Source organism: Aeromicrobium sp. YIM 150415, assembly GCF_016918125.1.
Taxonomy (GTDB): domain Bacteria; phylum Actinomycetota; class Actinomycetes; order Propionibacteriales; family Nocardioidaceae; genus Aeromicrobium; species Aeromicrobium piscarium.
Genome location: NZ_JAERWM010000001.1, coordinates 37,810 through 60,497, shown reverse-complemented (window position 1 = coordinate 60,497; position 22,688 = coordinate 37,810). Strand labels below are relative to the sequence as shown.

General features: G+C 68.9%; 21 protein-coding genes. 14 read left to right on the top strand and 7 right to left on the bottom strand.

Going from position 1 to position 22,688, the window contains the following annotated elements; genetic code table 11:
- From JL108_RS00325 to JL108_RS00300, 6 genes are read left to right on the top strand one after another with little or no spacing between them, the layout of a single operon-like run.
- The gene (locus tag JL108_RS00325; RefSeq protein ID WP_205196398.1) at positions 1–1,389 is read left to right on the top strand and encodes a YhfT family protein; all 1,389 of its coding nucleotides are present in this window, start codon (positions 1–3) and stop codon (positions 1,387–1,389) included.
- Positions 1,389–2,312, top strand: coding sequence for a phosphotriesterase (locus JL108_RS00320; protein WP_205196397.1), 924 nt, complete (start codon positions 1,389–1,391; stop codon positions 2,310–2,312). The genes JL108_RS00325 and JL108_RS00320 overlap by 1 nt, the downstream gene beginning before the upstream one ends.
- On the top strand, positions 2,309–3,421 hold the full coding sequence (locus JL108_RS00315) for an aminotransferase class V-fold PLP-dependent enzyme (RefSeq protein WP_205196396.1): 1,113 nt from the start codon (positions 2,309–2,311) through the stop codon (positions 3,419–3,421). The genes JL108_RS00320 and JL108_RS00315 overlap by 4 nt, the downstream gene beginning before the upstream one ends.
- Positions 3,422–4,585, top strand: coding sequence for an alanine racemase (locus JL108_RS00310; RefSeq protein ID WP_205196395.1), 1,164 nt, complete (start codon positions 3,422–3,424; stop codon positions 4,583–4,585).
- On the top strand, positions 4,582–5,835 hold the full coding sequence (locus JL108_RS00305; protein ID WP_205196394.1) for a phosphopentomutase: 1,254 nt from the start codon (positions 4,582–4,584) through the stop codon (positions 5,833–5,835). Before JL108_RS00310 ends, JL108_RS00305 begins: the two co-directional genes overlap by 4 nt.
- The gene (locus JL108_RS00300) at positions 5,832–6,857 is read left to right on the top strand and encodes an SIS domain-containing protein (RefSeq protein ID WP_205196393.1); all 1,026 of its coding nucleotides are present in this window, start codon (positions 5,832–5,834) and stop codon (positions 6,855–6,857) included. Before JL108_RS00305 ends, JL108_RS00300 begins: the two co-directional genes overlap by 4 nt.
- A gap of 3 nt (positions 6,858–6,860) precedes the next feature.
- On the opposite strand, the gene JL108_RS00295 is transcribed toward JL108_RS00300, so the two are convergent.
- Positions 6,861–8,267: an NAD-dependent malic enzyme gene (locus JL108_RS00295; protein ID WP_205196475.1), complete on the bottom strand. Its 1,407-nt coding sequence runs from the start codon at positions 8,265–8,267 to the stop codon at positions 6,861–6,863.
- A 141-nt stretch (positions 8,268–8,408) separates the two neighbouring features.
- On the opposite strand from JL108_RS00295, the gene JL108_RS00290 reads away from it, so the two are divergent.
- A complete protein-coding gene (locus JL108_RS00290) occupies positions 8,409–8,936 on the top strand; it encodes a GNAT family N-acetyltransferase (protein ID WP_205196392.1) in 528 nt (175 codons plus the stop codon).
- Here JL108_RS00290 and JL108_RS00285 read toward each other — a convergent pair.
- A complete protein-coding gene (locus JL108_RS00285) occupies positions 8,909–9,211 on the bottom strand; it encodes an antibiotic biosynthesis monooxygenase (protein ID WP_205196391.1) in 303 nt (100 codons plus the stop codon). The two genes, JL108_RS00290 and JL108_RS00285, sit on opposite strands and share 28 nt — an antisense overlap.
- A gap of 150 nt (positions 9,212–9,361) precedes the next feature.
- Here JL108_RS00285 and sigJ point away from each other — a divergent pair, with 150 nt between their 5' ends.
- Entirely contained in the window at positions 9,362–10,285 is a 924-nt protein-coding gene (gene sigJ / locus JL108_RS00280; RefSeq protein ID WP_205196390.1) for an RNA polymerase sigma factor SigJ, read from the top strand.
- Between the two features lie 43 nt (positions 10,286–10,328).
- Here sigJ and ppdK read toward each other — a convergent pair whose 3' ends face one another.
- Genes ppdK through JL108_RS00265 form a run of 3 tightly spaced genes read right to left on the bottom strand, consistent with a single transcriptional unit; the run spans position 10,329 to position 14,989 of the window.
- Positions 10,329–12,977, bottom strand: a complete 2,649-nt coding sequence (gene ppdK, locus JL108_RS00275; RefSeq protein ID WP_205196389.1) for a pyruvate, phosphate dikinase — start codon at positions 12,975–12,977, stop codon at positions 10,329–10,331.
- A gap of 9 nt (positions 12,978–12,986) precedes the next feature.
- Complete coding sequence (locus JL108_RS00270; protein ID WP_205196388.1) at positions 12,987–14,015, bottom strand: Ldh family oxidoreductase; 1,029 nt, start codon at positions 14,013–14,015, stop codon at positions 12,987–12,989.
- The gene (locus JL108_RS00265) at positions 14,012–14,989 is read right to left on the bottom strand and encodes an NAD(P)-dependent oxidoreductase (protein WP_205196387.1); all 978 of its coding nucleotides are present in this window, start codon (positions 14,987–14,989) and stop codon (positions 14,012–14,014) included. Before JL108_RS00265 ends, JL108_RS00270 begins: the two co-directional genes overlap by 4 nt.
- Positions 14,990–15,215: 226 nt before the next feature.
- Here JL108_RS00265 and JL108_RS00260 point away from each other — a divergent pair, with 226 nt between their 5' ends.
- On the top strand, positions 15,216–15,950 hold the full coding sequence (locus JL108_RS00260; protein ID WP_205196386.1) for a FadR/GntR family transcriptional regulator: 735 nt from the start codon (positions 15,216–15,218) through the stop codon (positions 15,948–15,950).
- 82 nt (positions 15,951–16,032) lie between these two features.
- On the opposite strand, the gene JL108_RS00255 is transcribed toward JL108_RS00260, so the two are convergent.
- Positions 16,033–17,193 (bottom strand): UxaA family hydrolase, encoded by a 1,161-nt coding sequence (locus JL108_RS00255; RefSeq protein ID WP_205196385.1) that lies wholly within the window; start codon positions 17,191–17,193, stop codon positions 16,033–16,035.
- Positions 17,172–17,474 (bottom strand): UxaA family hydrolase, encoded by a 303-nt coding sequence (locus JL108_RS00250; RefSeq protein WP_205196384.1) that lies wholly within the window; start codon positions 17,472–17,474, stop codon positions 17,172–17,174. The genes JL108_RS00255 and JL108_RS00250 overlap by 22 nt, the downstream gene beginning before the upstream one ends.
- Before the next feature lie 108 nt (positions 17,475–17,582).
- On the opposite strand from JL108_RS00250, the gene JL108_RS00245 reads away from it, so the two are divergent.
- From JL108_RS00245 to argH, 5 genes are all read left to right on the top strand, one after another.
- Positions 17,583–18,332 (top strand): sulfite exporter TauE/SafE family protein, encoded by a 750-nt coding sequence (locus JL108_RS00245; protein WP_205196383.1) that lies wholly within the window; start codon positions 17,583–17,585, stop codon positions 18,330–18,332.
- A gap of 184 nt (positions 18,333–18,516) precedes the next feature.
- Positions 18,517–19,266: an ABC transporter ATP-binding protein gene (locus tag JL108_RS00240; RefSeq protein WP_205196382.1), complete on the top strand. Its 750-nt coding sequence runs from the start codon at positions 18,517–18,519 to the stop codon at positions 19,264–19,266.
- A gap of 7 nt (positions 19,267–19,273) precedes the next feature.
- On the top strand, positions 19,274–20,125 hold the full coding sequence (locus tag JL108_RS00235; RefSeq protein WP_205196381.1) for an ABC transporter permease: 852 nt from the start codon (positions 19,274–19,276) through the stop codon (positions 20,123–20,125).
- 23 nt (positions 20,126–20,148) lie between these two features.
- Positions 20,149–21,162: an ABC transporter substrate-binding protein gene (locus JL108_RS00230; protein WP_205196380.1), complete on the top strand. Its 1,014-nt coding sequence runs from the start codon at positions 20,149–20,151 to the stop codon at positions 21,160–21,162.
- Complete coding sequence (gene argH / locus JL108_RS00225) at positions 21,162–22,670, top strand: argininosuccinate lyase (protein ID WP_205196379.1); 1,509 nt, start codon at positions 21,162–21,164, stop codon at positions 22,668–22,670. Before JL108_RS00230 ends, argH begins: the two co-directional genes overlap by 1 nt.
- The last annotated feature ends 18 nt before the right edge of the window (positions 22,671–22,688 follow it).

The window sequence follows — 22,688 nt, the reverse complement described above, 5'->3', positions numbered from 1 at the left end:
ATGCTGCTCGCCGCCGAGACGTCGACCGTCTCCTTCGAGCCCTGGCAGGGCGTCCTCGTCATCGTGCTGTCGGCCTTCGCGGCCCTCATCGCCAATGCCGCGCTGGCCGTCTTCAACGACGGCGCCCGGCCGTTCCTGCTCGACTACATCCGCGGCAGCTCGACCCGACTGGCCACCGCGACCATCGTCTTCGGCCTGTCGGCCGGCTTCATCTTCGGCCTCGGTGCGCCGATGGCGCTCTCGACCGGCGTGCTCAACCCGTGGCTGGTCTTCCTGCCCGTCGAGATCCTGGGCCTCCTGGCCCCGTGGCGCTGGCTCGCCGCGGTCGCCGGCGGCGCCTGGGGCGCCGTGTGCGTCTTCGGACTGAACGCCGCGAACTCGGCCGCCACCGCGTTGCCGATCGACTTCATCACCTCGCTGCAACAGATCTCGACGCCGATCCTGTGGCTCTTCACGATCTTCCCGGTGCTGGCCATCACCCGGCAGTTCGGTCGTCTCAAGGGCGTACTCACGCTCGTCGTCGAGATCGCCGCCATCCTGCTCTCCATGAACCTGTGGCCCGATCTGTTCGCCGGTTCCATCGCCATGGCGGTCGGCGTCATCATGCTGCTCGTGTTCGCGGTGACCAGGGACCGCACCACGCGGCGCCGGGAGCTGGCCGAGCTCGCCGACAAGAGCGCCGAGGAGCAGGAGGCGTACGAGACACAGCGCGCCGCGACCGCCGAGGTCTCGAACCAGCTCTTCGGCCCCAACGCGATCCGTCTGCGCAAGAACATCGTGTGGTTCGCGATCCTCGGTGGCCTGGTGTGCATGCTGGCGGCGAGCGGGATCTTCGGCGGGGGCGAGGCCACCAGCTTCCTCGTCGCGGAGGGATCGTACGCCGAGGCGGCCCAGGTCGACTTCCTGCGCGCCTTCGGCTTCGTGCCGCTCATCGCCACGACGGCCCTCGCCTCGGGTGCCTACGCGATGGCGGGTTTCACCTTCGTGTACCCGGTGGGCTATCTCACGCACATGTTCGTCGACTCGTGGCCGCTGGCGCTCGCGGTGGCCTTCGTGCTCGGCGCGCTCATCATGACCGTCGAGGTCTTCCTCCTCAGCGCACTGGGCCGCTGGCTGCAGCACTGGCCGAGCGTGCGCGATGCCGCCGATCACATTCGCAACGCGATCACCGAGTCTCTCTCGCTCGCGATCCTCGTCGGCTCGCTCATGGCGGGCCTGGCGATGGGCGGAGGCCTGGGCATCGCCCTCGTCGGCGGTCTCTACCTGCTCAACGAGTCGATGGGACGCCCCGTGGTGCGGATGGCCGCCGGACCGTCGGCCGTGATCGTCAGCGGTATCGCACTGAATCTGCTGTACCTGGTCGGACTCGTGGCGCCGGTGGCCTCCTGATGCCGATCCGCACTGCCACCGGGCGGAGACTCGAGGCCGGGGATGTCTCCGGCTCGGTGCTGGCCCACGAGCACCTGCATCTCGATCTGCGTACAGAGAGCGACGCCGAGGCGACGCTCCACGATACCGGCGCGGTGACCGCCGAACTCGCCGATGCGCGGCGCGACCACGATCTCGGGTTGGTCGTCGACCTGACCTGCCGGGGTATGGGCGGCGACGCTCGCGTGGTCCGGCGGATCAGCGAGGACTCCGGCGTCGAGGTCGTAGTGGCGACGGGCTGGTACTACGAGCGATTCCACCCTCGTGGCGAGCCGGGCACGTCCGTCGAGGAAGCGACCGAGCTGCTGCTCGCGGACATCCTCGGCGGTCTCGATGACGGCATCCTGCCTGGGGTTCTCGGTGAGATCGGCAGTCATGGGGAGCGGGCGAGCGACGCCGAGCGCACCGGGTTGCGCGCCTCGGCGCGAGCCGCGGTGGAGAGCGGACTCTCGCTGGGCACCCACGCGCACCTGGGACAAGGGGCGCGCGAGCAGCTCGACCTGCTGACCGCCGAAGGACTCTCGCCGCACCGCGTGTCGCTGGGGCATCAGGACCTGTGCGATGACGGCCGCCAGCACGTCGACCTCGCGCGAGCGGGGGCCTACATCGCCTTCGACACCGTCGGCAAGACCGGCTATCAGAGCGATGAGCGGCGCGCCGAGCTGCTCTTGGATCTGCTGGAGGCCGGTTTCGAGCGTCACCTCCTGCTCAGCAACGACATCTCCCGTGACACCTATCTGCGCGATCGCCAGGGCCAGGGCTACGGACACGTCCTCGGCCCGTTCCGCCGGATGCTCACGGACAGGGGAGTGGGCGCCGACGTACTCGACCTGCTCTACCGCGCCAACGCACTGCGGTGGCTGACCGGAAGCGAGGAACCATGAATCGTCCCCTCCTGCCCGCCACGACCCCGCTGCCGATCATCAGCTCCGCGCAGGCCTGGGAGGCCCAACAGCGGCTCGTGGCAGCCGTCGCCGAGCATCTGCCCGATGGCGCTGTGTTCCGCAGCGATGCCGGGGTGGTGCCGGGCCTCGGGCAGCCAGACACCACGCGTCGGGTGGAACGTGCGCTCGCGCAGACCTTCGGTGCCGACGACGCCTGTCTCGTGCAAGGTGCCGGCACCGGTGCCATCCGTGCCGCGCTGTCCGCCGGCCCGTGGGCCGAGGGCTCGCGCCGGCTCATCGTCCATGACGCCCCGGACTACTCGACGACGGCGACCACCTTCCGCGACGGCCTCGTCGAGCCGGTCCGCGTCGACTTCGAGGACATCGAGGCCGTCCGTCGGGCGTTCGAGGAGGAGCCGGCCGCATGGGTGTACGTGCAGCACACCCGACAGCGGCTCGGCGACGCCCACCAGCCCGCCGAGGTGATCGCCCTGGCGGCCGAGGCCGGACGGCGGGTCATCGTCGACGACAACTACGCGGTGTTCCGCGCGCCGCGTATCGGCGCCGAGCTCGGCGCCGATGTCTCCGCGTTCTCGCTCTTCAAACTGCACGGCCCCGAGGGCGTCGGCGTGGTCGTCGGCGCCGGCGATGTCGTCGAGCGGGTGCGCCATGCCAACTACTCGGGGGGCGGACAGGTCCAGGGCCATCAGGCGCTCGCCGCCCTCCAGGCCCTCGTCATGGTGCCGCTCAACTGGGCGGCCCAGGCCCAGGCCTCCGTCGAGCTCGCTGCCTCGCTGTCCGAGGGCGGCGTCCCGGGCATCGTCGACGCCCGTCTCGCCAATGTCCAGGACCTGTGCGTCATCGCCCTCCTGGACGAGCCCGTCGCCGAGCATGTGCCCCAGTGGGCCGCGGAGCACGGTGCCGCCCGTTTCCCGGTCGGTTCCAACTCCCGCTACGAGATCACCCCGCTCGTCTACCGGCTCTCGTCCTCGACCCTCGAGGCACAGCCGGAGCTGCGGGAGTGGGCCGTGCGCGTCAATCCGATGCGTGCCGGGGCCGGGCTGACCGCCGACATCCTGCGCCGAGCCCTGGCCGAGAGGGGAGCCTGAGTGTTCCTGCCCACCACCCAACGCCGCAATCCCGAGTTGGTCGACGCGGCCGTCGCGCTCCACCGCGACGGTGTCATCGAGCCCGACACCTACGTCATCGACCGCGATGCCGTCGCTCGCAACGCCGCCGCCCTCGCGACCGCGGGGCGTGAGCACGGCGTCGACCTGTGGTTCGTCGCCAAGCAGTACGGCCGCAACCCCCTCGTGAGCGCGACCATCGCCGAGCACATCGGCTCCGCGACCGCGATCGACCACCGGGAAGCACAGACCCTCCTCGACGCCGGTGTGCGGCTCGCTAACCTCGGCCACCTCGTGCAGATCCCCGTCCGCCGGCTGCCGGCACTGCTGGCCGCCGATCCCGGCTACGTGACGGTGACCGATATCGAGAACCTGCGCGCCGTCGCGGCCGCCTCCTCGGCACTGGGCCGCACGCAGCGGGTGTTCCTGAAGGTCCGCGGTGCCCAGAACGTCACGTTCCCGGGGCAGGACGGCGGCTTCGAGCTCGACGACATCGAGGGAGCACTCGCCCTGGCCCGCGGGATCGACGGCGCCGAGATCGCCGGCGTGACCGGGTTCCCCTGCATCAGCTTCGACGAGTCCGCGCAGCGTCCGGAGCCGACCGAGACCTACCCGAGGGTGGTCGAGGCGGCACGCCTCCTGAGCAGTCATGGCATCGATCCACTGCTGTCGCTGCCCAGTCATACGAGCGTCAGCACGATCGGGCAGATCGCCGACCTCGGCGGACACATCGGTGAACCGGGCCACGCGCTCACCGGGACGACTCCCGAGCACGCGGTCCGTGACGATCTCGTCGAGCAGCCGGCGCTCGTGTACGTCTCCGAGATCGCCCAGCTCGGCTCGGCGCCCAGCGTCTTCGGCGGCGGCTTCTACTCACGGGGTCACGCGCGGCGGATGGTCGTGCACACCGATCACGGACCCAGGGCCGCGACCCTGCACAAGGCCTCCGCCGCGAGCATCGACTACTACCGCAGGTTCGACTGGGACGAGGAGGGTCCGCAGGCGCGGATCGGCGACACCGCCGTCATGGCCTTCCGCACGCAGATCTTCGTGACCCGCTCGCAGGTCGCCGTCGTCTCTGGCATCGGAGCCGGTGCTCCCCGTCTGGACGGCGTGTTCGACCCACAGGGGAGGAGGCTGCGATGACGAATCGCTCGGCCACGATCGTGGTCGTCGACGGCTTCGGGATCGGGGCTACGGCCGATGCCGGGACGCTGCGCGCATCGGATGTCAGTGCCGACACGCTCGGCTCGCTCACCGCCTGGTCGCGTCGCGAACGGGGCCGGGCCCTCCGCGTCCCGTGGCTGGCCCGGCTCGGTCTCGGCACGCTGCGACCCGATCTCGGCGACGATCTCGCAGACCCCCTGGCCGGGCCGCCGCTCGACGCCGTCGCGCGGCGCAGCGCGCTGGGTTACCCGGGGGCCGACTCCTTCGCGGGGCACCAGACGCTCATGGGCGCCGACATGTCCCATGTGACCCTGTGCCTGCTGGCCGAAAGGCTCGATATCGTCACCGATGCGCTGCGCGCGGCGGGCCACGAGGTCGATCGCCTCAACGGGCTCCCGCTCCTGGTGGTCGACGGAGTCGCTCTCGTGCACGACAACCTGGAAGCCGATCCGGGCCTGAACTGGAACGTCTCCTGCCGGCTGACCGATCTGCCTTTCGACGAGATCGTCGCCATCGCGAGGATCGTCCGATCGGTGGCTCCCGTCGCCCGGGTGATCGCCGTCGGCGGTCACACCGACCGGCCGCTCACCGAGGCCGTCAGGGAGGGGGCAGACGGTGCGATCGGCATGGACACCCCGGCGAGCGGGCTCTATCGGCACGACGGGCTCGAGGTCCTCCATCTGGGGGCCGAGGTCGACCATGAGCGTCAGCTGCACGAGGTCGCAGCCCGTCACGGCATCGATGTCGCGCTCGTCGGCAAGGCTGCCGACCTGCTCGTCGGCGACGCGGATCTCCGTCGTGAGCCGGCGGTGGATACCGACCGGATCATGGACACCGTGGTCGAGGGCGCCGGCCATGGGCTGGTGGTGGCCAACGTGCAGCAGACCGATCTCGCCGGTCACTCCCAGGATCCGGAGGCGTATGCCGATCTGCTCGAATACGTGGACGAGCGGATCGGCGAGATCGCCCGTGCCGGTGGTCCCGACGACCTACTGGTGATCACCGCCGACCACGGCAACGACCCCTCCATCGGCCATCCCTTCCACACCCGCGAATGGGTGCCCGTGCTCGCCTGCCGAGGCGCGACCGAGGCCCACCTGTCCAAGGGGCACGACCTGACGTCCCTGGCCGATGTCGGTGCCGGCGTCGCGCGCTGGCTCGGCCTGCCCGCCGAGCTGGCGGTCGGCACCCCCACTGAACTGCTGCGACCCGAGGAGACCCCCAGATGACCGAGCTTGGCCGTCAGATGAGCCAGGAGATGGACGAACAGCCGGCTGCGCTCGCGCGGATCGCGGACCGCTTCGAGGCGATCGTGGAGGAGCTGCTGCGCCATGGCGCCGAGTCCCGGCGGGGGCTGGCCGTGCTCGCGCGAGGCTCGAGCGACAACGCCGCGCGGGTGGCCTCCTACGCGGCCCAGGCGCGCAGCGGCACGCCGGTCAGCCTGCTGACGCCGAGTGTGTACACGGCTTACGGGCAGTCGCCGGCCGCCTACGCGTCGTGGCTCGTCCTGGCGCTGTCGCAGTCCGGGCGCACACCCGAGATCGTCGACCTGGCCGCCTCCTGCCGTGAGGCGGGGGCGCTGGTCGTCGGCGTGACCAATGACGGCGACTCGCCCTTGGCGGCGGTCAGCGACGTGCCGGTCGTGCTCGGCGTAGGGGAGGAGAAGGCGGTGCCGGCCACCAAGACGGTGACCGCGCAGATGCTCGCCGGACTCGCTGTCGCCACTGCGCTCGGCGGCCCACGGATCAGCGGCGGCGAGCTCGCCGCCTTGGGGGATCAGGCTCGCGAGGTGCTCGACGACGGGGAGTCGATGCAGGCTCTCGGCGGCGAGCTCGCCGCCTTCGGGGCGATGGCACTGGTGGGCCGCGGCTTCTGTGATGCCGCCGCGTTCGAGTCCGCGCTCAAGCTCCAGGAGACCGCGGGTGTCGCCGCGCACGGATTCTCGACCGCGGACTTCCGGCACGGCCCGGTCCACCTCGCCCATGCGGGCGTCCCCGTCATCGGATTCGCCGGTGACGGTCCGGCCGATGACGACACACGCGATCTGATCGGCGCTCTGCGAGCTGATGGCCGGTTGGCCCGGCTCATCGGGTCCGGAGACGCCGACGCCGGCCTTCCGGCCACCAACCCCGAGCTCACGACGATCCTCGCGACCATCCGCGGACAGCAGCTGGCACTCGCGATATCGCGAGCCCGGGGTATCGATCCCGACCAGCCGGAGGGTCTCTCGAAGGTCACACCGACGGTGTGAGCCTCAGCTCGACGATTCGCGCAGCTGCTCGCGGGCGACCCGCTCCACCGATTCGGCGACCCGATGGTGGACCTCGGGATGGAACACGCTGGGCACGATGTAGTCGGCGTTGAGTTCCTCGTCCTCGACGCAGGCCGCGATGGCCTCGGCAGCCGCGATGAGGACCGGCACGTCGATGTCGTGCGCGTGAGCGTCCAGGAGACCGCGGAAGATGCCCGGGAATGCGAGGACGTTGTTGATCTGGTTCGGGTAGTCCGAACGGCCGGTGGCCACGACCGTGGCGTGCTCGCGGGCGAGCGAGGGGTCGATCTCCGGGTCGGGATTGGCCAGCGCGAAGACCACCGCGCCGTCGGCCATCTTGGCGACATCGGCGGCACCGATCAGGCCGGGAGCGGAGACCCCGATGAACACATCGGCTCCCGGGAGCGCGTCGCGCAGGGTGCCGGACAGGCCCTCGGGATTGGTGTTCTCGCCGATCCACTTCAGCGTCGGGTCGGTATCGCCGCGGTCGGTCGAGACGACACCGTCGATGTCGCAGACGACCACATTGCGCAGACCGGCGCCGAGCAGCAGCCGCAGGATCGCGGTTCCGGCGGCGCCCGCGCCGACGAGTACGACGCGCACCTCGTCGAGGGACTTCTCCACGACGCGCAGCGCATTGCGCAGCGCCGCGAGCACGACGATCGCGGTGCCGTGCTGGTCGTCGTGGAAGACGGGGATGTCGAGCCGCTCGCGGAGACGCTTCTCTATCTCGAAGCAGCGAGGCGCGGAGATGTCCTCCAGATTGATGCCGGCGAATCCGGGGGCGACGGCCGCGACGGTCTCCACGATCGCGTCGACATCCTGCGTGTCGAGGCACAGCGGCCACGCGTCGATGGCACCGAAGGTCTTGAACAGCGCCGCCTTGCCCTCCATCACCGGCAGTGCCGCATGAGGACCGATGTTGCCGAGACCCAGGACCGCCGAGCCGTCGCTGACGACCGCGACGCTGTTGCGCTTCACGGTCAGGCGGCGCGCGTCCTCGCGGTCGGCGGCGATCGCCTGGCAGATGCGCGCGACGCCGGGCGTGTAGACCATCGAGAGGTCGTCGCGGTTGCGCAGCGGGTGCTTCGAGGCGGTCTCGATGACGCCACCGAGGTGCATGAGGAAGGTACGGTCCGAGACCTTCTTGACGTCGACATCCGGGATGTCGCGCAACGCGTCGACGATGCGGTCGGCGTGCGCGGTGTCGCCCGCGGCGATCGTGAGGTCGATGCGCAGGGCGTCGGAGCGCGACGCGGCGACGTCGAGCGCGGTGACGATGCCGCCTGCCGACTCCACCGTCGTGGTGAGGTGACCGACGGCTGTTCCGCCGGGCGGCACCTCGAGGCGCACCGTGATCGAGTGGGAGATATTGGGGGACGGGTTCATGCCGATCGCGCTGTCCGTCGTCGAGTGACTCACCCGCCTTTTTTACGCGATGGAGACGGTTACCCGCGAGTCGGACACGCGGGTCCGTCGTCGTCCCATGGCGTTGGGCAGTAGGTGCGGCGACTCGCTGTTATCGTCGCGATGGTGGAGGTGCGCGAGTTCCGGCAGAGTGATTGGCCGATAGTCTGGGCCATCATTCATGATGTCGTGTCCGCCGCCGACACGTTCCCCTACGATCCGGCGATGAGCGAGCGGCAGGCACGCGAGACGTGGCTCTTCTCACCTCCTGGTCTCACCGTCGTCGCGGTCGACGCGGACCGGGTCGTCGGTACAGCGGCGCTCGGTCCCAACCGGCCGGGACCCGGTTCCCACATCTCCACGGGGAGCTTCATGGTCGCCGCGGAGAGCAGGAACCGTGGTGTCGGCCGGGCGTTGGGGGAGTACGCGTTGGCGTGGGCTCGGCGTGAGGGCTACGCCGCGATGCAGTTCAACGCGGTGGTCGAGACCAATACGGCGGCGATCCGTCTGTACGAGCGACTCGGTTTCGTCACCCTGTGCACGGTGCCGGGAGCCTTCGAACACCCGTCGCGCGGTCGGGTCGGATTGAACCTGATGCTCTGCGATCTGTCCTCGGCGCCGGTTCAGTCGATCTCGGCGACGACGGAGTAGACGCCGGGGCTCGGTGTTCCGAGGGTCGCCGTGCGCTCGGCGTATCTCGCTGCCGCCGGATCGGCCTGTGTCGCCCGGGCGGACTCGGCGTTCTCCCAGCGGGCGATGTTGACTACGCGGCTCCGGTCGGCGCTCGCCAGGATCGTGAGGGAGAGGAAACCCGGCCGGTGGGAGACGACCTTCTCGGCGCCCTCGGTCAGCAGGTCGACCACCTCCTGCTGTTTCGACGGATCGACGTCGATGATGTTGATGAACGTGATGGGGTCGTCGGACATGAGGTGCCTTCCTCTCGGTGCGGTGGACGGACGATCGTCCGCCTACGACCTGGACGACGCAGCCCGACGGATCGTGAGGCGGGACGCCGGACCTCACGATCCATCGGGCTGCGTCGTCTTGAATAGGAGAGGACGTCACGAGGAGGGGCCATGACGCACCAGAGCCGGACCGGCCGGGGCGGGCAGTCTGAGCCGGTCGAACGCGAGGTGCTGTTGGGCCTCGCCTACCGGCTGCTCGGCTCGGTCGCCGATGCGGAGGACGCGGTGCAGGAGGCCTACGTCCGCTGGTACCGCCTCGACCACCGGGATCGTCGGCAGGTCGCGTCACCGCGCGCATGGCTCCTCACGACGGTCGGCCGCATCGGACTCGACATGCTCCGCAGCGCCCGCGTCCGTCGGGAACGGTATGTGGGGGAGTGGCTCCCCGAGCCCGTGCCGACACCGGGACGGTGGACCAGTCACGCCGAGGGCGATCCCCTCGATCCCGCCGACCGGATGACGATGGACGAGTCGGTGTCGATGGCGCTCCTGATCGTGCTGGAGTCGATGACCCCGGCCGAACGGGTGGCCTTCGTCCTCCACGACGTGTTCAGGTGCACCTTCCCCGAGGTCGCGGCAGTCGTCGGTCGCAGCCCGGAGGCGTGCCGGCAGCTCGCCTCGTCCGCCCGTCGTCGGCTGCGGCAGGCGCGTGCCCGACCGGTGAGCCGCTCCGAGCACACCGCCGCCGTCCGCTCCTTCGCTCGTGCCTGGCGGGCGGGCGATCTCGCCGGCCTCGTCAGTGCGCTCGATCCGTCGGCGACGGCGGTCACCGACGGAGGCGGCATCGTCTCCGCCTCCGTTGCTCCGCTTCGGGGTGCCGAGGAGGTCGCGCGGTTCTTCCTCGGCGTCGCCGGGAGACAGCCGGACCTCACGATCGTCGAGGACCTGGTCAACGGCGAGGCGGGGCTCGTGGCGACCGGAGTGGGCCGCGTCCTCGCCGTGATCACCTTCACTGTGGGCGATGGGAGGATCCAACGGGTCCACGCGGTCCGCAATCCCGACAAGCTCACGGCCTGGAACGAGATCGTGACCTAGGTGAACGATGCATTGTGGTCGCCATGGCCGCCGTAACGCATCATCATGGGTCCATCAACACGGCACGGGCGGCCTCGAGGCGCGCGACCGGGATCCGATAGGGCGAGCAGGAGACGTAGTCGAGCCCGATCTCGTCGAAGAACCGCACCGACGCCGGGTCTCCACCGTGCTCGCCGCAGACGCCGAGGTGGAGGGCGGCATTGGCGGATCGCCCTCGCTCGAGCCCGGCGCGCACCAGCGCTCCGACCCCTTCGACGTCGATGGTCTCGAACGGCGATATCGGGAGGATTCCCCGGTCGAGATAGGTGGGGAGGAACGAGGCCTCGACATCGTCGCGGGAGAATCCCCAGGTCAGCTGGGTGAGATCGTTCGTGCCGAAAGAGAAGAAGTCGGCGAATCGAGCGATGTCCTCGGCGGTCAGGGCGGCGCGCGGTACCTCGATCATGGTGCCGATCCGGTAGCCGACGGCGATCCCGTGTTCGCTCGCGACGTCCTCGGCGACGGTTTCGATCTCCTCACGTATGACTCGGAGCTCGGCGGCCGTCGACACCAGCGGCACCATGATCTCCGGCCGGGGGTCCCCGCCGGCGCGCAGCCGCTCCACACCGGCCTCGAACACGGCACGTGCCTGCATGCGGACGAGGCCGGGGATGGTGAAACCGAGCCGGACGCCGCGCAGGCCCAGCATCGGGTTCTGCTCACGCAACCGGTCGAGAGCGGCCGACAGACGCTGCTTCCGTCGCGGGTCGGGCTCCTCGGCAAGATCATCGGCTTCGGGAAGGAACTCGTGCAGCGGCGGGTCGATGAGCCGGATCGTCACCGGCAGGCCGTCCATCGCTGCCAGGATGGCCGTGAAATCCTCCCGCTGGAGGGAGAGCAGCGCGTCGAGCGCCGCCCGTTGACCGTCTGCGTCCTCGGCGACGATCAGGTCCTCGATGAGCCGTCGCCGGGGCCCGAGGAACATGTGCTCCGTTCGGCAGAGACCGATCCCCTCGGCGCCGAGACGGCGTGCGTTCGTCGCGTCCTCGGCGGTGTCGGCGTTCGCGCGGACCGACAGCCGTCGGACGGCATCGGCGTGGGCCGTCAGGCGTCGAACCGCCCCGACGAGCTCATCCCCGCTCTCGGCCCGCCCGCCACCGAGGGCGCGCATGACCACCGAATCGGTCACCGGCACGTGGCCGCTGAACACCTCGCCGGTGGTGCCGTCGATGGAGAGAGGCTCGTGTTCGCGCACGATCGTGCCGTCGGGCAAGGTCATTCGCCGGCCGGTGATGTCGATGTCGAGCTCGTCGGCACCGCACACGCAGACCCGCCCCATGCCCCGCGCCACCACGGCGGCGTGGGAGGTCTTGCCGCCACGACTGGTCAACACACCTCGTGCGACGCTCATGCCGGGCAGATCGTCGGGAGTGGTCTCGCGGCGGACCAGGATCACCGCGCGTCCCTCCGCCGCCAGCTTCGTCGCCGTCGCCGAGTCGAACACGACCTCGCCCGACGCGGCCCCCGGTGAGGCTCCGACGCCGCGGGCGATCCTCTGGCGTGGGGAGGAGGCGTCGAACTGCGGGAACATCAGTTGCGCGAGCTGACTTCCGGTGACCCGCCGCAGGGCTTCGTCGAGGTCGATGACACCCTCATCGACCATCTGGTCGGCGATCCGGAACGCGGCCTCGGCGGTGCGCTTCCCGACACGGGTCTGGAGCATCCACAGCTTGCCGTCGTCGATCGTGAACTCGATATCGCACAGGTCGCGGTAGTGCTTCTCCAGCCGCTCCATGATGCCCATGAGCTCGTCGTGGGAGGCCGGGTCGATGTGCGCGAGATCCGCCAGCGAGACCGTGTTGCGGATGCCCGCGACGACATCCTCACCCTGGGCGTTCTGCAAGTAGTCGCCGTAGGCGCCGCGACGGCCGGTCGCGGGGTCCCGCGTGAAGGCGACGCCCGAGCCGGAGGAGGGACCGCGATTGCCGAAGACCATCGCCTGGACGGTCACCGCGGTGCCGAGATCGTCGGGGATCCCCTCCTGTCGCCGGTACAGGATCGCGCGCTCGGTGTTCCAGGAGTCGAAGACCGCCCGCAGGGAGAGGGCGAGCTGCTCGCGCGGGTCCTGCGGGAAATCCCTTCCGGACTTCGCGCTGATGATCCGCTGATAGGTGTCGATCAGCTGCCGCAGGTCGGCGGCGTCGAGCTGGATGTCCTCGGTGACACCGCGCTCGTGCTTGAGCCCGTCGAGCGCTTCGACGAAGGCGGAGTCGACGAGGCCGAGAACGGTAGTGCCGAACATATGGAGCAGGCGGCGATAGGAGTCTGCTGCGAACCGCTCGTCGCCGCTCGCCCGCGCTAGCCCGGCCACCGATCGGTCGTTCAGCCCCACATTGAGCACTGTCTCCATCATGCCCGGCATCGACTGCGATGCTCCTGAACGGACGGAGACCAGGAGCGGATCACGAGGGTCGCCGAGGCGGCGTCCCATGGCCGCTTCGAGTGAACTGAGGTGGTCGCCGACCTCCTCAGCGAGTCCGTCCGGTTCGTGTCCTCGGTCGAGATAGGCCACGCAGGCATCGGTCGTGATCGTGAACCCCGGCGGAACGGGCAGACCGAGCTTCGTCATCTCGGCGAGATTGGCCCCCTTGCCGCCCAGTCGGTCACGCTGGGTCATATCGCCGTCGGCGAAGTCGTGGACGTACCGGGTCATCGTGCTCCTCTAGGCCTGGCTGTGGTCGGGTCGGCCGCGCCGGGCGAGGAGCTCGTCCCAGAGCGCGTCGTCGAGCGGCACCTCATCGGTGTCGGCGATGGCGGCGAGTTGAGTCCGCCGGGAGCCGGGCACTCGCCCGCCCGCGTTCGCGGTGCGTTCGGCGAGGTCCGCGAGCCGGGACATGGCCCCCGCAGGATCGCCGTTGCCGTCGGTTCTGGCGGGGTCGAGGGCGATGACCAGATGCGCGATGCGCTGGGGATCCCCTCGGCGATCGGCGGCGAAGAAGTCCGGCACGTCCGCCGACAGCAGCGGTCCGACGAGGCCGGCCGTCAGCGCCTCGACCATGAAGGCGAGGGCGAAGCCCTTCGCGCCTCCCAACGGCGACAGCATGCCCGACAGCGCGACCTGCGGGTCATTGGTCGGTTCCCCCTCGGCGTCGAGAGCCCAGCCGTCCGGCAACGGGGTATCGGTCTGCGCGTGGGCGGCGATCTTGCCGCGCGCCACGGTGCTCAGCGCGAGATCGACGACCGTCGTCCCCTCGGGGAGGGGAAAGCCGGCAGCGATCGGCGAGGTCGACAGCAGTCGCTCGGCTCCTCCCCAAGGGGGCAGGACCGCCGGCCCGCACGAGAACACCAGCCCGGCGAGACCCTGACGGGCGATCTCCGCCGCGTAGACGCCGAGAGCGCCGCAGTGGCCGGAGTTGGCGACCGCCACTCCGGCGATGCCGTAGCGTCGCGTGCGGTCGATCGCCGCGGACGTCGCCTCGGCGAGCTGCCAGTGGCCCAGGCCGCCCTGACCGTCCAGGGTGAGCAACGGCCCGGTGTCGGTGACGGTCCGCAGATCGACGTCGACGGGGTGGCCGCCGGCGGCGATCCGGTCGAGATAGACCGGCAGCCGCAACAGGCCGTGCGAGCCCAGCCCCCAGGCCTCGGCGACGGTGAGGACGTGAGCGGTGGCCTCGGCTCGTGCGGGGGATAGCCCGGCCCGGCCGAGAAGCTCGGTGGTGAGGCTGCGAGCCTCGGCGACGGTGACGTTCATCGGATGGCCTCCTGCGGCGTGTCGGCCCGGCCCACGTGACAGCGTGCCGGCCGCCCGGACAAGGTGGCGGCGATGTCCGAGCAGAGCAGGTTCATGATCCGGTCCTGGGACTGGCCGGTGATCCCTGCGATGTGCGGGGTCAGGACGAGGTTGCCGAGGTCGTGGAGCGGATCGGGTGTCGGTGGTGGCTCCTGTGCGCGAACATCGAGGCCGGCGCCGAGGATGTCGCCGTTCGAGAGTGCCGCGGCCAATGCGGCCTCGTCGACGACCTCGCCACGACCGACGTTCACGAGGATCGCTTCCGATTTCATCGCGGCGAGGAGCGTGGCGTCGACAAGGCCGATGGTGTCGGCGGTGGCGGGGAGATGGACGCTGAGCACGTCGGCGGCCGCCACGACCTCGTTCAGCGGTGCCAGCCGGACACCGATCTCGGTCAGCTCGGGATCATCGGGGGTGACGTAGGGGTCGAAGGCCACGATGTCCATGCCGAGACCGCGGGCGAGGCGGGCCGTGGCGCGGGCGGTGGCGCCCGCCGACAGCAGCCCCCAGGTCCCGCCGGCCAACTCACGACCCGAGAGGCGGTTCCACCGGCCTTCGCGGACCTCGCGGTCCAGGGGCACGGTGTGGCGCGCCACCGTCAGCGCCAGTCCCAGAGCATGCTCGGCGACGCTCGTCGCATTCGCGCCCAAGGCGGCGACGACGACGATACCGAGTTCGTCGGCAGCAACGAGGTCGATGTTGTCGAGACCGACGCCGGCGCGAGCGATGAGCTTGAGCTCTGGCGACTGCCTCATCAACTCCGCCGTCAGCTGAGTCCTGTTGCGGATGACCACAACGGAGCTGGCGCGCATCAGTTCCGCGAGACGATCTGGCTCGGACCAGGCATCCGGTTCGCGCACCACGGTGTGACGCGCGCTGAGGTCGTCGAAGGCAGGACCCCAGACGTCCTCGACGACGGTGACGGTGTCGTTCATCGGCTGCTCTCCTCTGGGTGGGTGGGGCTGGGGGACGAGATACGAACGATATTTGGTAAGACCTCTGTCCAAGCTAGGGTAGCGGTTGTCACCTGTCAACGAGGGGGCGAGTCCCAGGGAAAGCTGGATCGCCTCGTCGTGGAGGGGAGGAAAGCGAGGGAGATTCGGCGCCTGCCCTGTGCCAGATCATCAGTGGTCTTACCAGCTGAGATGGCATACTGGCGGTATGGCCACCGCTTCAGAGACGAACACTCCGTGGAATCGCCTGGGTGAGTCGTCCCTCACCGCGCGCATCAAGGATGAGATCGTTCGCTGGATCGAGGCCGAAGGGCTGGCGCCGGGGGACCGGCTGCCCGCGGAACGACAGATGGCCCAGAACCTGGGGGTGAGCCGCCCCTCGCTCCGAGAGGCGGTCCGTACCCTCCAGAGCGAAGGGCGTCTGGTGGTGCGTCACGGTCAGGGCGTCTTCGTCGCGGAGCCGCGGTCCGCCGCGGAGCTGCGTCGGTCCCTGCTCGAAGCCACGCACAGCAGCGAGGAGCTCTTCGCCATGCGCGAGGTCCTTGAAGTCCCCGCCGCGCGCTGGGCGGCGGAGGGGCAGAATCTGGCCGCGCTGCAGAGGGTCGAACGCGCCCATGACCTCCTGCTCGAAGCGTCGCAGGGCTCGCCCCCTGATTTCGAGGAGCTCCAGCGTCTGGATATGGACTTCCATCTGAAGATCGTCCAGGCATCCGGCAACCGGTTCCTGGAGCAGACCCAGGGCGTCCTGAACAGCATGCTGGCTGAGGGGATGCAGACCACCTTGACGGTGCCCGGTCGACTGGAGAGGTCTCGGGAGGACCATCGACGGATCCTCGATGCGATCTTGTCCGGTGACGGTGCCGCGGCTGCCCGCGCCGCGAGGCGTCACGTGCGCGGTGCGGCGACCGCCGCTCGTACGCTCGGTGCTCCCGGCACGGGCTGAGGGGCGGCGTCCGACCGTGACGAGGCCGGCGCCGGAGACCATGGTCTCCGGCCCCGGCCCCGTCAGATCGCGGTACGTGTCGTCAGGCGCTGCGGTACAGCTTCGTGAGCGTGAACTCGCGATGCCCGAGGGACTCCGCCGCGGTGACCCGGCCGTTGATGGTGCGTTCGACCAGCTCGATGAGCTGTTCGCCGGCTTCATCGAGAGACTGCCCGGTGGTGAGCAGTGGTGAGCAGTCGACATCGATGTGATCGTGCATGCTCTCGGCCGTCTTCGGGTTGGCGGTGATCTTGACCACCGGCTGGACGGGGTTGCCGATGACATTGCCCTGGCCTGTCGGGAACAGGTTCACCACGCCGCCACCGGCGGCCATCAGGGTCACGCACTCCGCTGCGGCGGACGACGTGTCCATGAAGTGCAGGCCCTGTCGAGTGGGTGCCTCGGCGGGCGCCAGGGCGCCGACCACCGGTTTCGATCCCGTCTTGACGATATTGCCGAGGGCCTTCTCCTCGATCGTCGACAGGCCGCCGGCGATGTTCCCCTGCGTGGGCTGTGATCCCAGCAGGTTGGCACCGGTCGACTCGATCATGTCGATGTAGCCGTCGTAGAACTCTTGGAAGCGAGCCCGCACGGTGTCGTCGATGCACCGCTCGGCGATCAGATGCTCGCCACCGGTGAGCTCGCTGGTCTCGCCGAAGATGACCGTGCCGCCGGCATCGACCCAGCGGTCGATGAGATAGGCGGTGGCGCGACAGGAGCCCAGGCCGGTCGTGGTGTCGGACTCGCCGTCCTTGGTGGTGATGAGGATCTCCGAACGGTCGACCGGCTCGCGTTGGAGCTCCGTGGCCGTCTGCAGGTACTTCTGCGCGACGCGAGAGGCCTGCTCGACGACCTTGAGATCGCCGAATCCCTCGATCGAGAATCCCTCGACCTGCTTGCCGCTCTTGGCAATGCCCTCGACGACGCGATTGGTCCAGTTCGGCTCGATGCCGATGACGACGACCGCCGCGACATTCGGGTTCGTGCCGATGCCGATCAGGGTCCGGAAGGTCAGCTCCAGGTCCTCGCCGAACTGCAGTCGTCCGAAGGCGTGGGGGAGGGCCAGGGTGCCCGGGACGTGTGCGGCGACACATTCGGCCGCGGCATTCGACAAGTCGTCGACGGGAAGGATCGCGACGTGATTGCGCACGCCGACGGCGCCGTTCTCTCGCCGGAAGCCGGTCAGGCCACGCTGTTCTGCCATCGTGCGCTCCTCACATTGTGGGTGTGGACGTAGTCGCCCTGGGTGATGTCGGTGCTGGCCGTTCCGATCGGCAGCGTGTACTCGATGACCTGGTCGCCGGATGAGATGTCCTGCAGTGCCACTTTGTGACCGAGCGGGATGTTCGACGCCACGGTCACCGCACTGGTCGGAGTGCCGTCCAGGTATCCGACCACGGCATCACCCGGCTCGACATCGCAGACAGCGACGGCGACCGCGTCACCGTCGCAGTGCGCCAGGAAGTGTGGATTCTCGCGTGCCACGTTGAATGTCCTCCTAACAGGTCAGTGGTCTGACCTTGCGCGGCTCACGTTACCACAGGCATCGCCCATGTGGTCAGAGGTAAGACCGCTGGACGTTACAGTGGGCGGATGGTCATCGGTGGCGCGGCAGTCGTCCTCTGTGCGGCGTTTCTCGGCGGTGTCGTCGGCTTCGCCTACGCTCTGGTCGCCTTGCCCCTGCTCCTGCTGGTGGGTCTGCCGCTCGAACAGGTGGTTGTGGTGAACCTGGTGATCGCGCTGCTCACCCGGATCTTCGTTCTCGCCGTGCGATGGCGAGACGTCAGTTGGCCCAGGTCGGCACGGATGGTGCTCGGGGCGCTCCCCGGCACGGCGGCAGGGCTCTGGCTGGTCGACGACGTCCCTGAAAGGGACCTGCAGCTGGCGTCCGGAACGCTCGTGCTCCTCGTCGTGGTGGGATTGATCGCGCGTGACCGGCATTCCGCGGCCGCTGAGTCGATGTCCGGACGAAGGGCTCGGCCGCTGGAATGGATCGCCGGCGTCCTCGGGGGCTTCCTCGGCTCCACGACGAGCCTCAACGGAGTCCCGCCCGCGCTTCTGCTCACCGGCCGCCGAGCGAACGCCCGGCAGATCGTCGCGGACCTGGCCGTGTTCTTCGTGGCCGGCAATCTCGTCACCCTGACCTTGCTCGGCGTGGGCGGGCGGCTGCCGCTGGGGGAGGTGGCGCCGCTCCTCCTGTGGTGGGTCCCGGTCGGTGTCGGCGGCACTCTGTTGGGGGTCCGGCTCGGTCCGTCCCTGCCGGTATCGACCTTCCGACGTCTGACCATGTGTGTCATCACTGCCTCCGCGCTGGCCTGTCTGTGGCAGGGCCTCTCGGGCTGAGCGGGACAGCGTCTCTCCTGCGGGCTCCTTGCGACTCCATGTGACCTGGGTTACTGTCAGTGGCCAGACCTCTATCCACTCAGGAGGTGGCTTGATGTCATCAACGTCGTTGAGATCGAACGGCCGTACACGACGCCGAAACGGTCCAACACCCCAGATCGACCCGGCGAAACCGCTATTGAATGTGGCAAAAGTCCAACTGGGCTACCCCATGGACGGCAAGCTCACCATCGCCGTCGACGACGTCAGTTTCGACGTCTGGTCGGGGGAGAAGATCATGCTGCTCGGTCCTTCGGGCTGCGGTAAGTCCACCCTGCTCAAGTGCATCGCGGGATTTCTGAGCCCCGTGAAAGGCGAGATCGCGATGCAGGGACGGAACCGGATGGAGCCGGGGCCGGATCGTGCGGTGGTCTTCCAGGAGTTCGATCAGCTCTTTCCCTGGTTCACCGTCCGCGCCAATATCAGTCATCCGCAGATCGAGAACGGACGCGACAAGAAGGAAGCCGCTCGTCGAACCGACGAGTACCTGGAGCTGATGAACCTCGGGCACGCCGCCGACCGTTATCCCTATCAGCTGTCCGGCGGCATGAAGCAGCGAGTCGCGATCGCCCGCGCTCTGGCCCTGGACCCGGCGATCCTGCTCATGGACGAGCCCTTCGGCGCACTGGATGCCCAGACTCGCGCACGCCTGCAGGCGGAGATGCACACCGTCACCAGGCGGACCGGAGTGACGGTCCTCTTCGTGACCCACAGCATCCAGGAGGCCGTCTATCTCGGCGACCGGGTGGTCGTCCTCGGCCAGCCGCCCTCGCAGGTCGTCGAGGTCGTCGACGTAAGGGGGCTCGAGGATCCGGACGAGCCAGCGTTCAACGAGGCGCTGCATCATCTGCGCTCACTGCTCGGCCATGACGACACGAAGATCGCATTCGAGTGAGGTAACGATGTCACAAGAGACCATGACCCAGGCCGTGACCATCGAGATCCCGAAGCACATGCGCGGGGGCAAGGGAGTCTGGGGCCGGCTGCCCGTGGTTCCCCGGCGGATCGCCCTGCTGGTGATCTTCGTCGTGATCTGGCAGCTCTACATCACCGCATTCACTCCCGATTCCCTGCTCGTCTCCAGCCCCTTCGAGGTGCTACGGACCATGGTCACGGGATTCGGTGATGGGACATTGCTCAGCGCGACCTTCACCACCTTGCGCATCCTGTTGACGGCGATGCTGATCGGCATGGTGGTCGCCGCGGTGTTGACCACCCTGGCGACCTGGACTCGGATCGGCGACGACCTGCTCGTCCTGCTGACCTCGATGCTCAACCCGCTGCCGGCCATCGCACTGCTGCCGCTGGCGATCCTGTGGTTCGGGCTCAACACGACATCGTTGATCATCGTGATCGCCAACTCGGTGATCTGGCCGATCGCGATGAACGTGAGCATGGGCTTCAAGACCGTCAACCCCACACTGATATCGGTCGGGCGCAACATGGGGATGCGCGGGTGGCGGATGGTGCGCAATGTGCTCATCCCGGCGGCGCTGCCCTACGCACTCACCGGTCTGAAGACCGGTTGGGCCTTCGGCTGGAGGACGATCATCGCCGCCGAGCTCGTCTTCGGCGTCGCCGGCGGCGGTGGCGGTCTCGGGTTCTACATCAACGACGCACGGTACTTCCTGCGGACTCCGGAGATCTTCGCCGGCCTGATCACCATCGCGATCATCGGCATCTTGCTGGAGTCCTTCTTCACCTGGGTCGAGCGGCGGACCGTCGTTCGCTGGGGAATGAAGAACGCGACCTGACCGCCGGATCACTGGGAGCTCTCATGACTAGAACCTTTCGGCCCCGGCCCTCTCGCCGGGTCCTGTCCGCACTCACCGCCGCGGCACTCACAGCCTCGCTGGCCTCCTGTGCTCTGGCGCCGTCCTCGGGCGATACCGGGAGCTGTGAGGAGGAGACGTCGATCACCATCGCCTATCAGCCCGGTCTGGGCTACGCCAATCTCCTGCTGGTGCAGGTCGACGGCACCCTGGAGGAGGAGCTCCCGGGTGTCGATATCACCTGGCGCGAACTCAACTCCGGCGCCGCGATCCGCGACGGCACGCTCGCCGGGGAGATCCAGATGGCCGCCGGCGGTGTGGGCCCGTTCATCATCGGCCGCGGCGCGGGCATGAAGTGGAAGATGATCTCCTCGCTGAACTCCATGAACCTGCAGCTGATGACGATGGATCGAGATGTCCGTTCCCTCGAACAGCTCGAGGGAGACGGCAGCATCGCGATGCCGGGGCCGGACTCGATCCAATCCATCGTGCTGCGCAAGGGCGCACAGGAAGAGCTGGGCGATCCGCGGGCGCTGGACAGCCAGATCATCGCGATGGGGCACCCCGATGGCATGCAGGCGTTGGTCGCTGGACAGCTCCAAGCACACCTGACGGCCCCGCCGTTCCAACAACAGGAGGCTGACCAAGGGGCCCATGTGCTCCTCGACAGCTACGAGGTCTTCGACGGACCGCACACCTTCAACGGGATCTACGCGATGGAGGACTTCGTCGCGTGCAATCCCGATGTGGCGTCGGCGATGGTCGATGCCCTCGAAGCGGCCAACGAGGAGATCGCCGACGACCCCGACGCGGTGGCCGACCGGCTCACCGATGTCATCGGAGGAATGGACGCGGCCGAGATCTCTGAAGAGCTGACGGCCGAGGGCACCGAGTTCACGACCACGCCGGTCAGCCTGGGGCTCTTCGCCTCGTTCATGGAGGAGACCGGCCTGATCCGCGAGGAGCTGACCACCCGCGACCTGTTCTTCGAGAACGACGCAACAGAAGGAGGAAGCTGATGCCAGAGCACGACACCGGATCGATCAGTCGCCATCGCCTGTCCGAGGCGCCGGGGGAGACCTACACCCGGACCATCCTGGAGCCGAGCTACCAGTTCATGCGCGAGCACTATTTCGAAGGACTGCTCGATGCCAACGAGGCGTGGATCGTCATGCTCGCCGAATGCGGGATCGTCGACCGCGCGGCAGCCGCGCAGGTCGCGGAGGGCCTGGCCGTCATGCGGCGGGAGGGCGACGAGCGGTTCGCCGCCTTCGATCCGCGCTATGAGTACTTCTACTCACATCTGGAACATCGGTTGACCGAGCTGGTCGGAGCGGAGATCGCCGGAGACATCAACATCGCCCGGACCCGTCCGGAGCCGCTCACCCGGCTCGCCATCCGCGCACGGACGGCGGTCGTCGCCGAGCGGCTGCTGGATCTGGTCGACACGCTCTTACGCATCGCGGAGTCCGAGAGGGAGACCGTGATGCCGCAGTGGACCCACCTCCAGCCGGCTCAGCCCAGCACCGTCGGCCACTACCTCGTGGGCATGGTCGATGCACTGCTGCGTGACGCCGGCCGGCTGCAGGCGGCCTATGGGACGACGAATCACTCGACCCTCGGCTGCGGTGCGCTGGCCGGGACCTCCTATCCGATCGACCGGGCCCGCGTTGCCGGGCTGCTCGGCTTCGACGGAGTCCGCGAGAACTCCATCGACGCGGTCGGATCGGGTGACTACGCGACGGAGACCGCGGCGGCGCTGAGCGGCGTGGGCATCGACCTCAGCCGGCTGAGCATGGACCTCTATCTGTGGTGCACGGTCGAGTTCGGCTTCGCGGAGATCGGCGACTCCTATGCGGGCTCGAGCTCGATGATGCCGCAGAAGAAGAACGCCTACCCCTTCGAGTACGTCCGGGCGCGTGCTGCCCGCGCGGTCAGCGACATGTCGGGCGTCTTCATGGTGCTGCACAACACCACCTTCGGCGACACCAAGGACGTCGAGGAGGAGATGGTGCCGCCGGTGCTGCGGCTGCTGGACGAGACCGCGGTCTCGCTGGAGCTGCTCGCCGGCAGCATCGACTCGATGCGTTTCCATCGCGAGCGGATGGCGGAGGCGGCCGCCGCGGGATTCTCGACGGCCACGGAGCTGGCAGCGGTCATCCACCGCACGACGGACCTGGACTTCCGCTCGGCGCACCAGGTGGTGGGAACGCTGGTGAGGCTCGCCGTCGAGCGCGACATCGGTCCGGAGCAGGTCGATGCGGCGCTGGTGGACGAGGCCGCCGAGCTCGCGCTGGGGCACCGGTTGGGGATGAGCGATGAGAACGTCCACCGCAGCCTCGACGCCCGGTCCTTCGTCGCCGCGCACCGAAGCGACGGTGGCGCCGCACCCGACATGGTCTCGGCCAATGTGTCGCACGCGCGCGAACGGGCGACGGCGGTACGCGCCTGGCTCGACGCGGCTCGCGCGCAGGTGCGCAAGAGCGACGAGGAACGCCGAGAGGCGATACGGCAGCTGGCCGAATGAGCCGGCCCGAGAGAAGGA

What these genes read in the sequence shown, in the direction of transcription:
- JL108_RS00270 (WP_205196388.1), bottom strand. Translation starts at nt 14,015, where the DNA reads ATGAACGTCACCGTCGCCGAGGCTCGCAGCCTCACCACCGAGCTTCTC.
- JL108_RS00300 (WP_205196393.1), top strand. Translation starts at nt 5,832, where the DNA reads ATGACCGAGCTTGGCCGTCAGATGAGCCAGGAGATGGACGAACAGCCG.
- JL108_RS00235 (WP_205196381.1), top strand. Translation starts at nt 19,274, where the DNA reads ATGTCACAAGAGACCATGACCCAGGCCGTGACCATCGAGATCCCGAAG.
- JL108_RS00315 (WP_205196396.1), top strand. Translation starts at nt 2,309, where the DNA reads ATGAATCGTCCCCTCCTGCCCGCCACGACCCCGCTGCCGATCATCAGC.
- JL108_RS00260 (WP_205196386.1), top strand. Translation starts at nt 15,216, where the DNA reads ATGGCCACCGCTTCAGAGACGAACACTCCGTGGAATCGCCTGGGTGAG.
- JL108_RS00320 (WP_205196397.1), top strand. Translation starts at nt 1,389, where the DNA reads ATGCCGATCCGCACTGCCACCGGGCGGAGACTCGAGGCCGGGGATGTC.
- JL108_RS00325 (WP_205196398.1), top strand. Translation starts at nt 1, where the DNA reads ATGCTGCTCGCCGCCGAGACGTCGACCGTCTCCTTCGAGCCCTGGCAG.
- JL108_RS00285 (WP_205196391.1), bottom strand. Translation starts at nt 9,211, where the DNA reads ATGTCCGACGACCCCATCACGTTCATCAACATCATCGACGTCGATCCG.
- JL108_RS00295 (WP_205196475.1), bottom strand. Translation starts at nt 8,267, where the DNA reads ATGAACCCGTCCCCCAATATCTCCCACTCGATCACGGTGCGCCTCGAG.
- JL108_RS00255 (WP_205196385.1), bottom strand. Translation starts at nt 17,193, where the DNA reads ATGGCAGAACAGCGTGGCCTGACCGGCTTCCGGCGAGAGAACGGCGCC.
- JL108_RS00305 (WP_205196394.1), top strand. Translation starts at nt 4,582, where the DNA reads ATGACGAATCGCTCGGCCACGATCGTGGTCGTCGACGGCTTCGGGATC.
- ppdK (WP_205196389.1), bottom strand. Translation starts at nt 12,977, where the DNA reads ATGACCCGGTACGTCCACGACTTCGCCGACGGCGATATGACCCAGCGT.
- argH (WP_205196379.1), top strand. Translation starts at nt 21,162, where the DNA reads ATGCCAGAGCACGACACCGGATCGATCAGTCGCCATCGCCTGTCCGAG.
- JL108_RS00245 (WP_205196383.1), top strand. Translation starts at nt 17,583, where the DNA reads ATGGTCATCGGTGGCGCGGCAGTCGTCCTCTGTGCGGCGTTTCTCGGC.
- sigJ (WP_205196390.1), top strand. Translation starts at nt 9,362, where the DNA reads ATGACGCACCAGAGCCGGACCGGCCGGGGCGGGCAGTCTGAGCCGGTC.
- JL108_RS00290 (WP_205196392.1), top strand. Translation starts at nt 8,409, where the DNA reads ATGGTGGAGGTGCGCGAGTTCCGGCAGAGTGATTGGCCGATAGTCTGG.
- JL108_RS00230 (WP_205196380.1), top strand. Translation starts at nt 20,149, where the DNA reads ATGACTAGAACCTTTCGGCCCCGGCCCTCTCGCCGGGTCCTGTCCGCA.
- JL108_RS00265 (WP_205196387.1), bottom strand. Translation starts at nt 14,989, where the DNA reads ATGAACGACACCGTCACCGTCGTCGAGGACGTCTGGGGTCCTGCCTTC.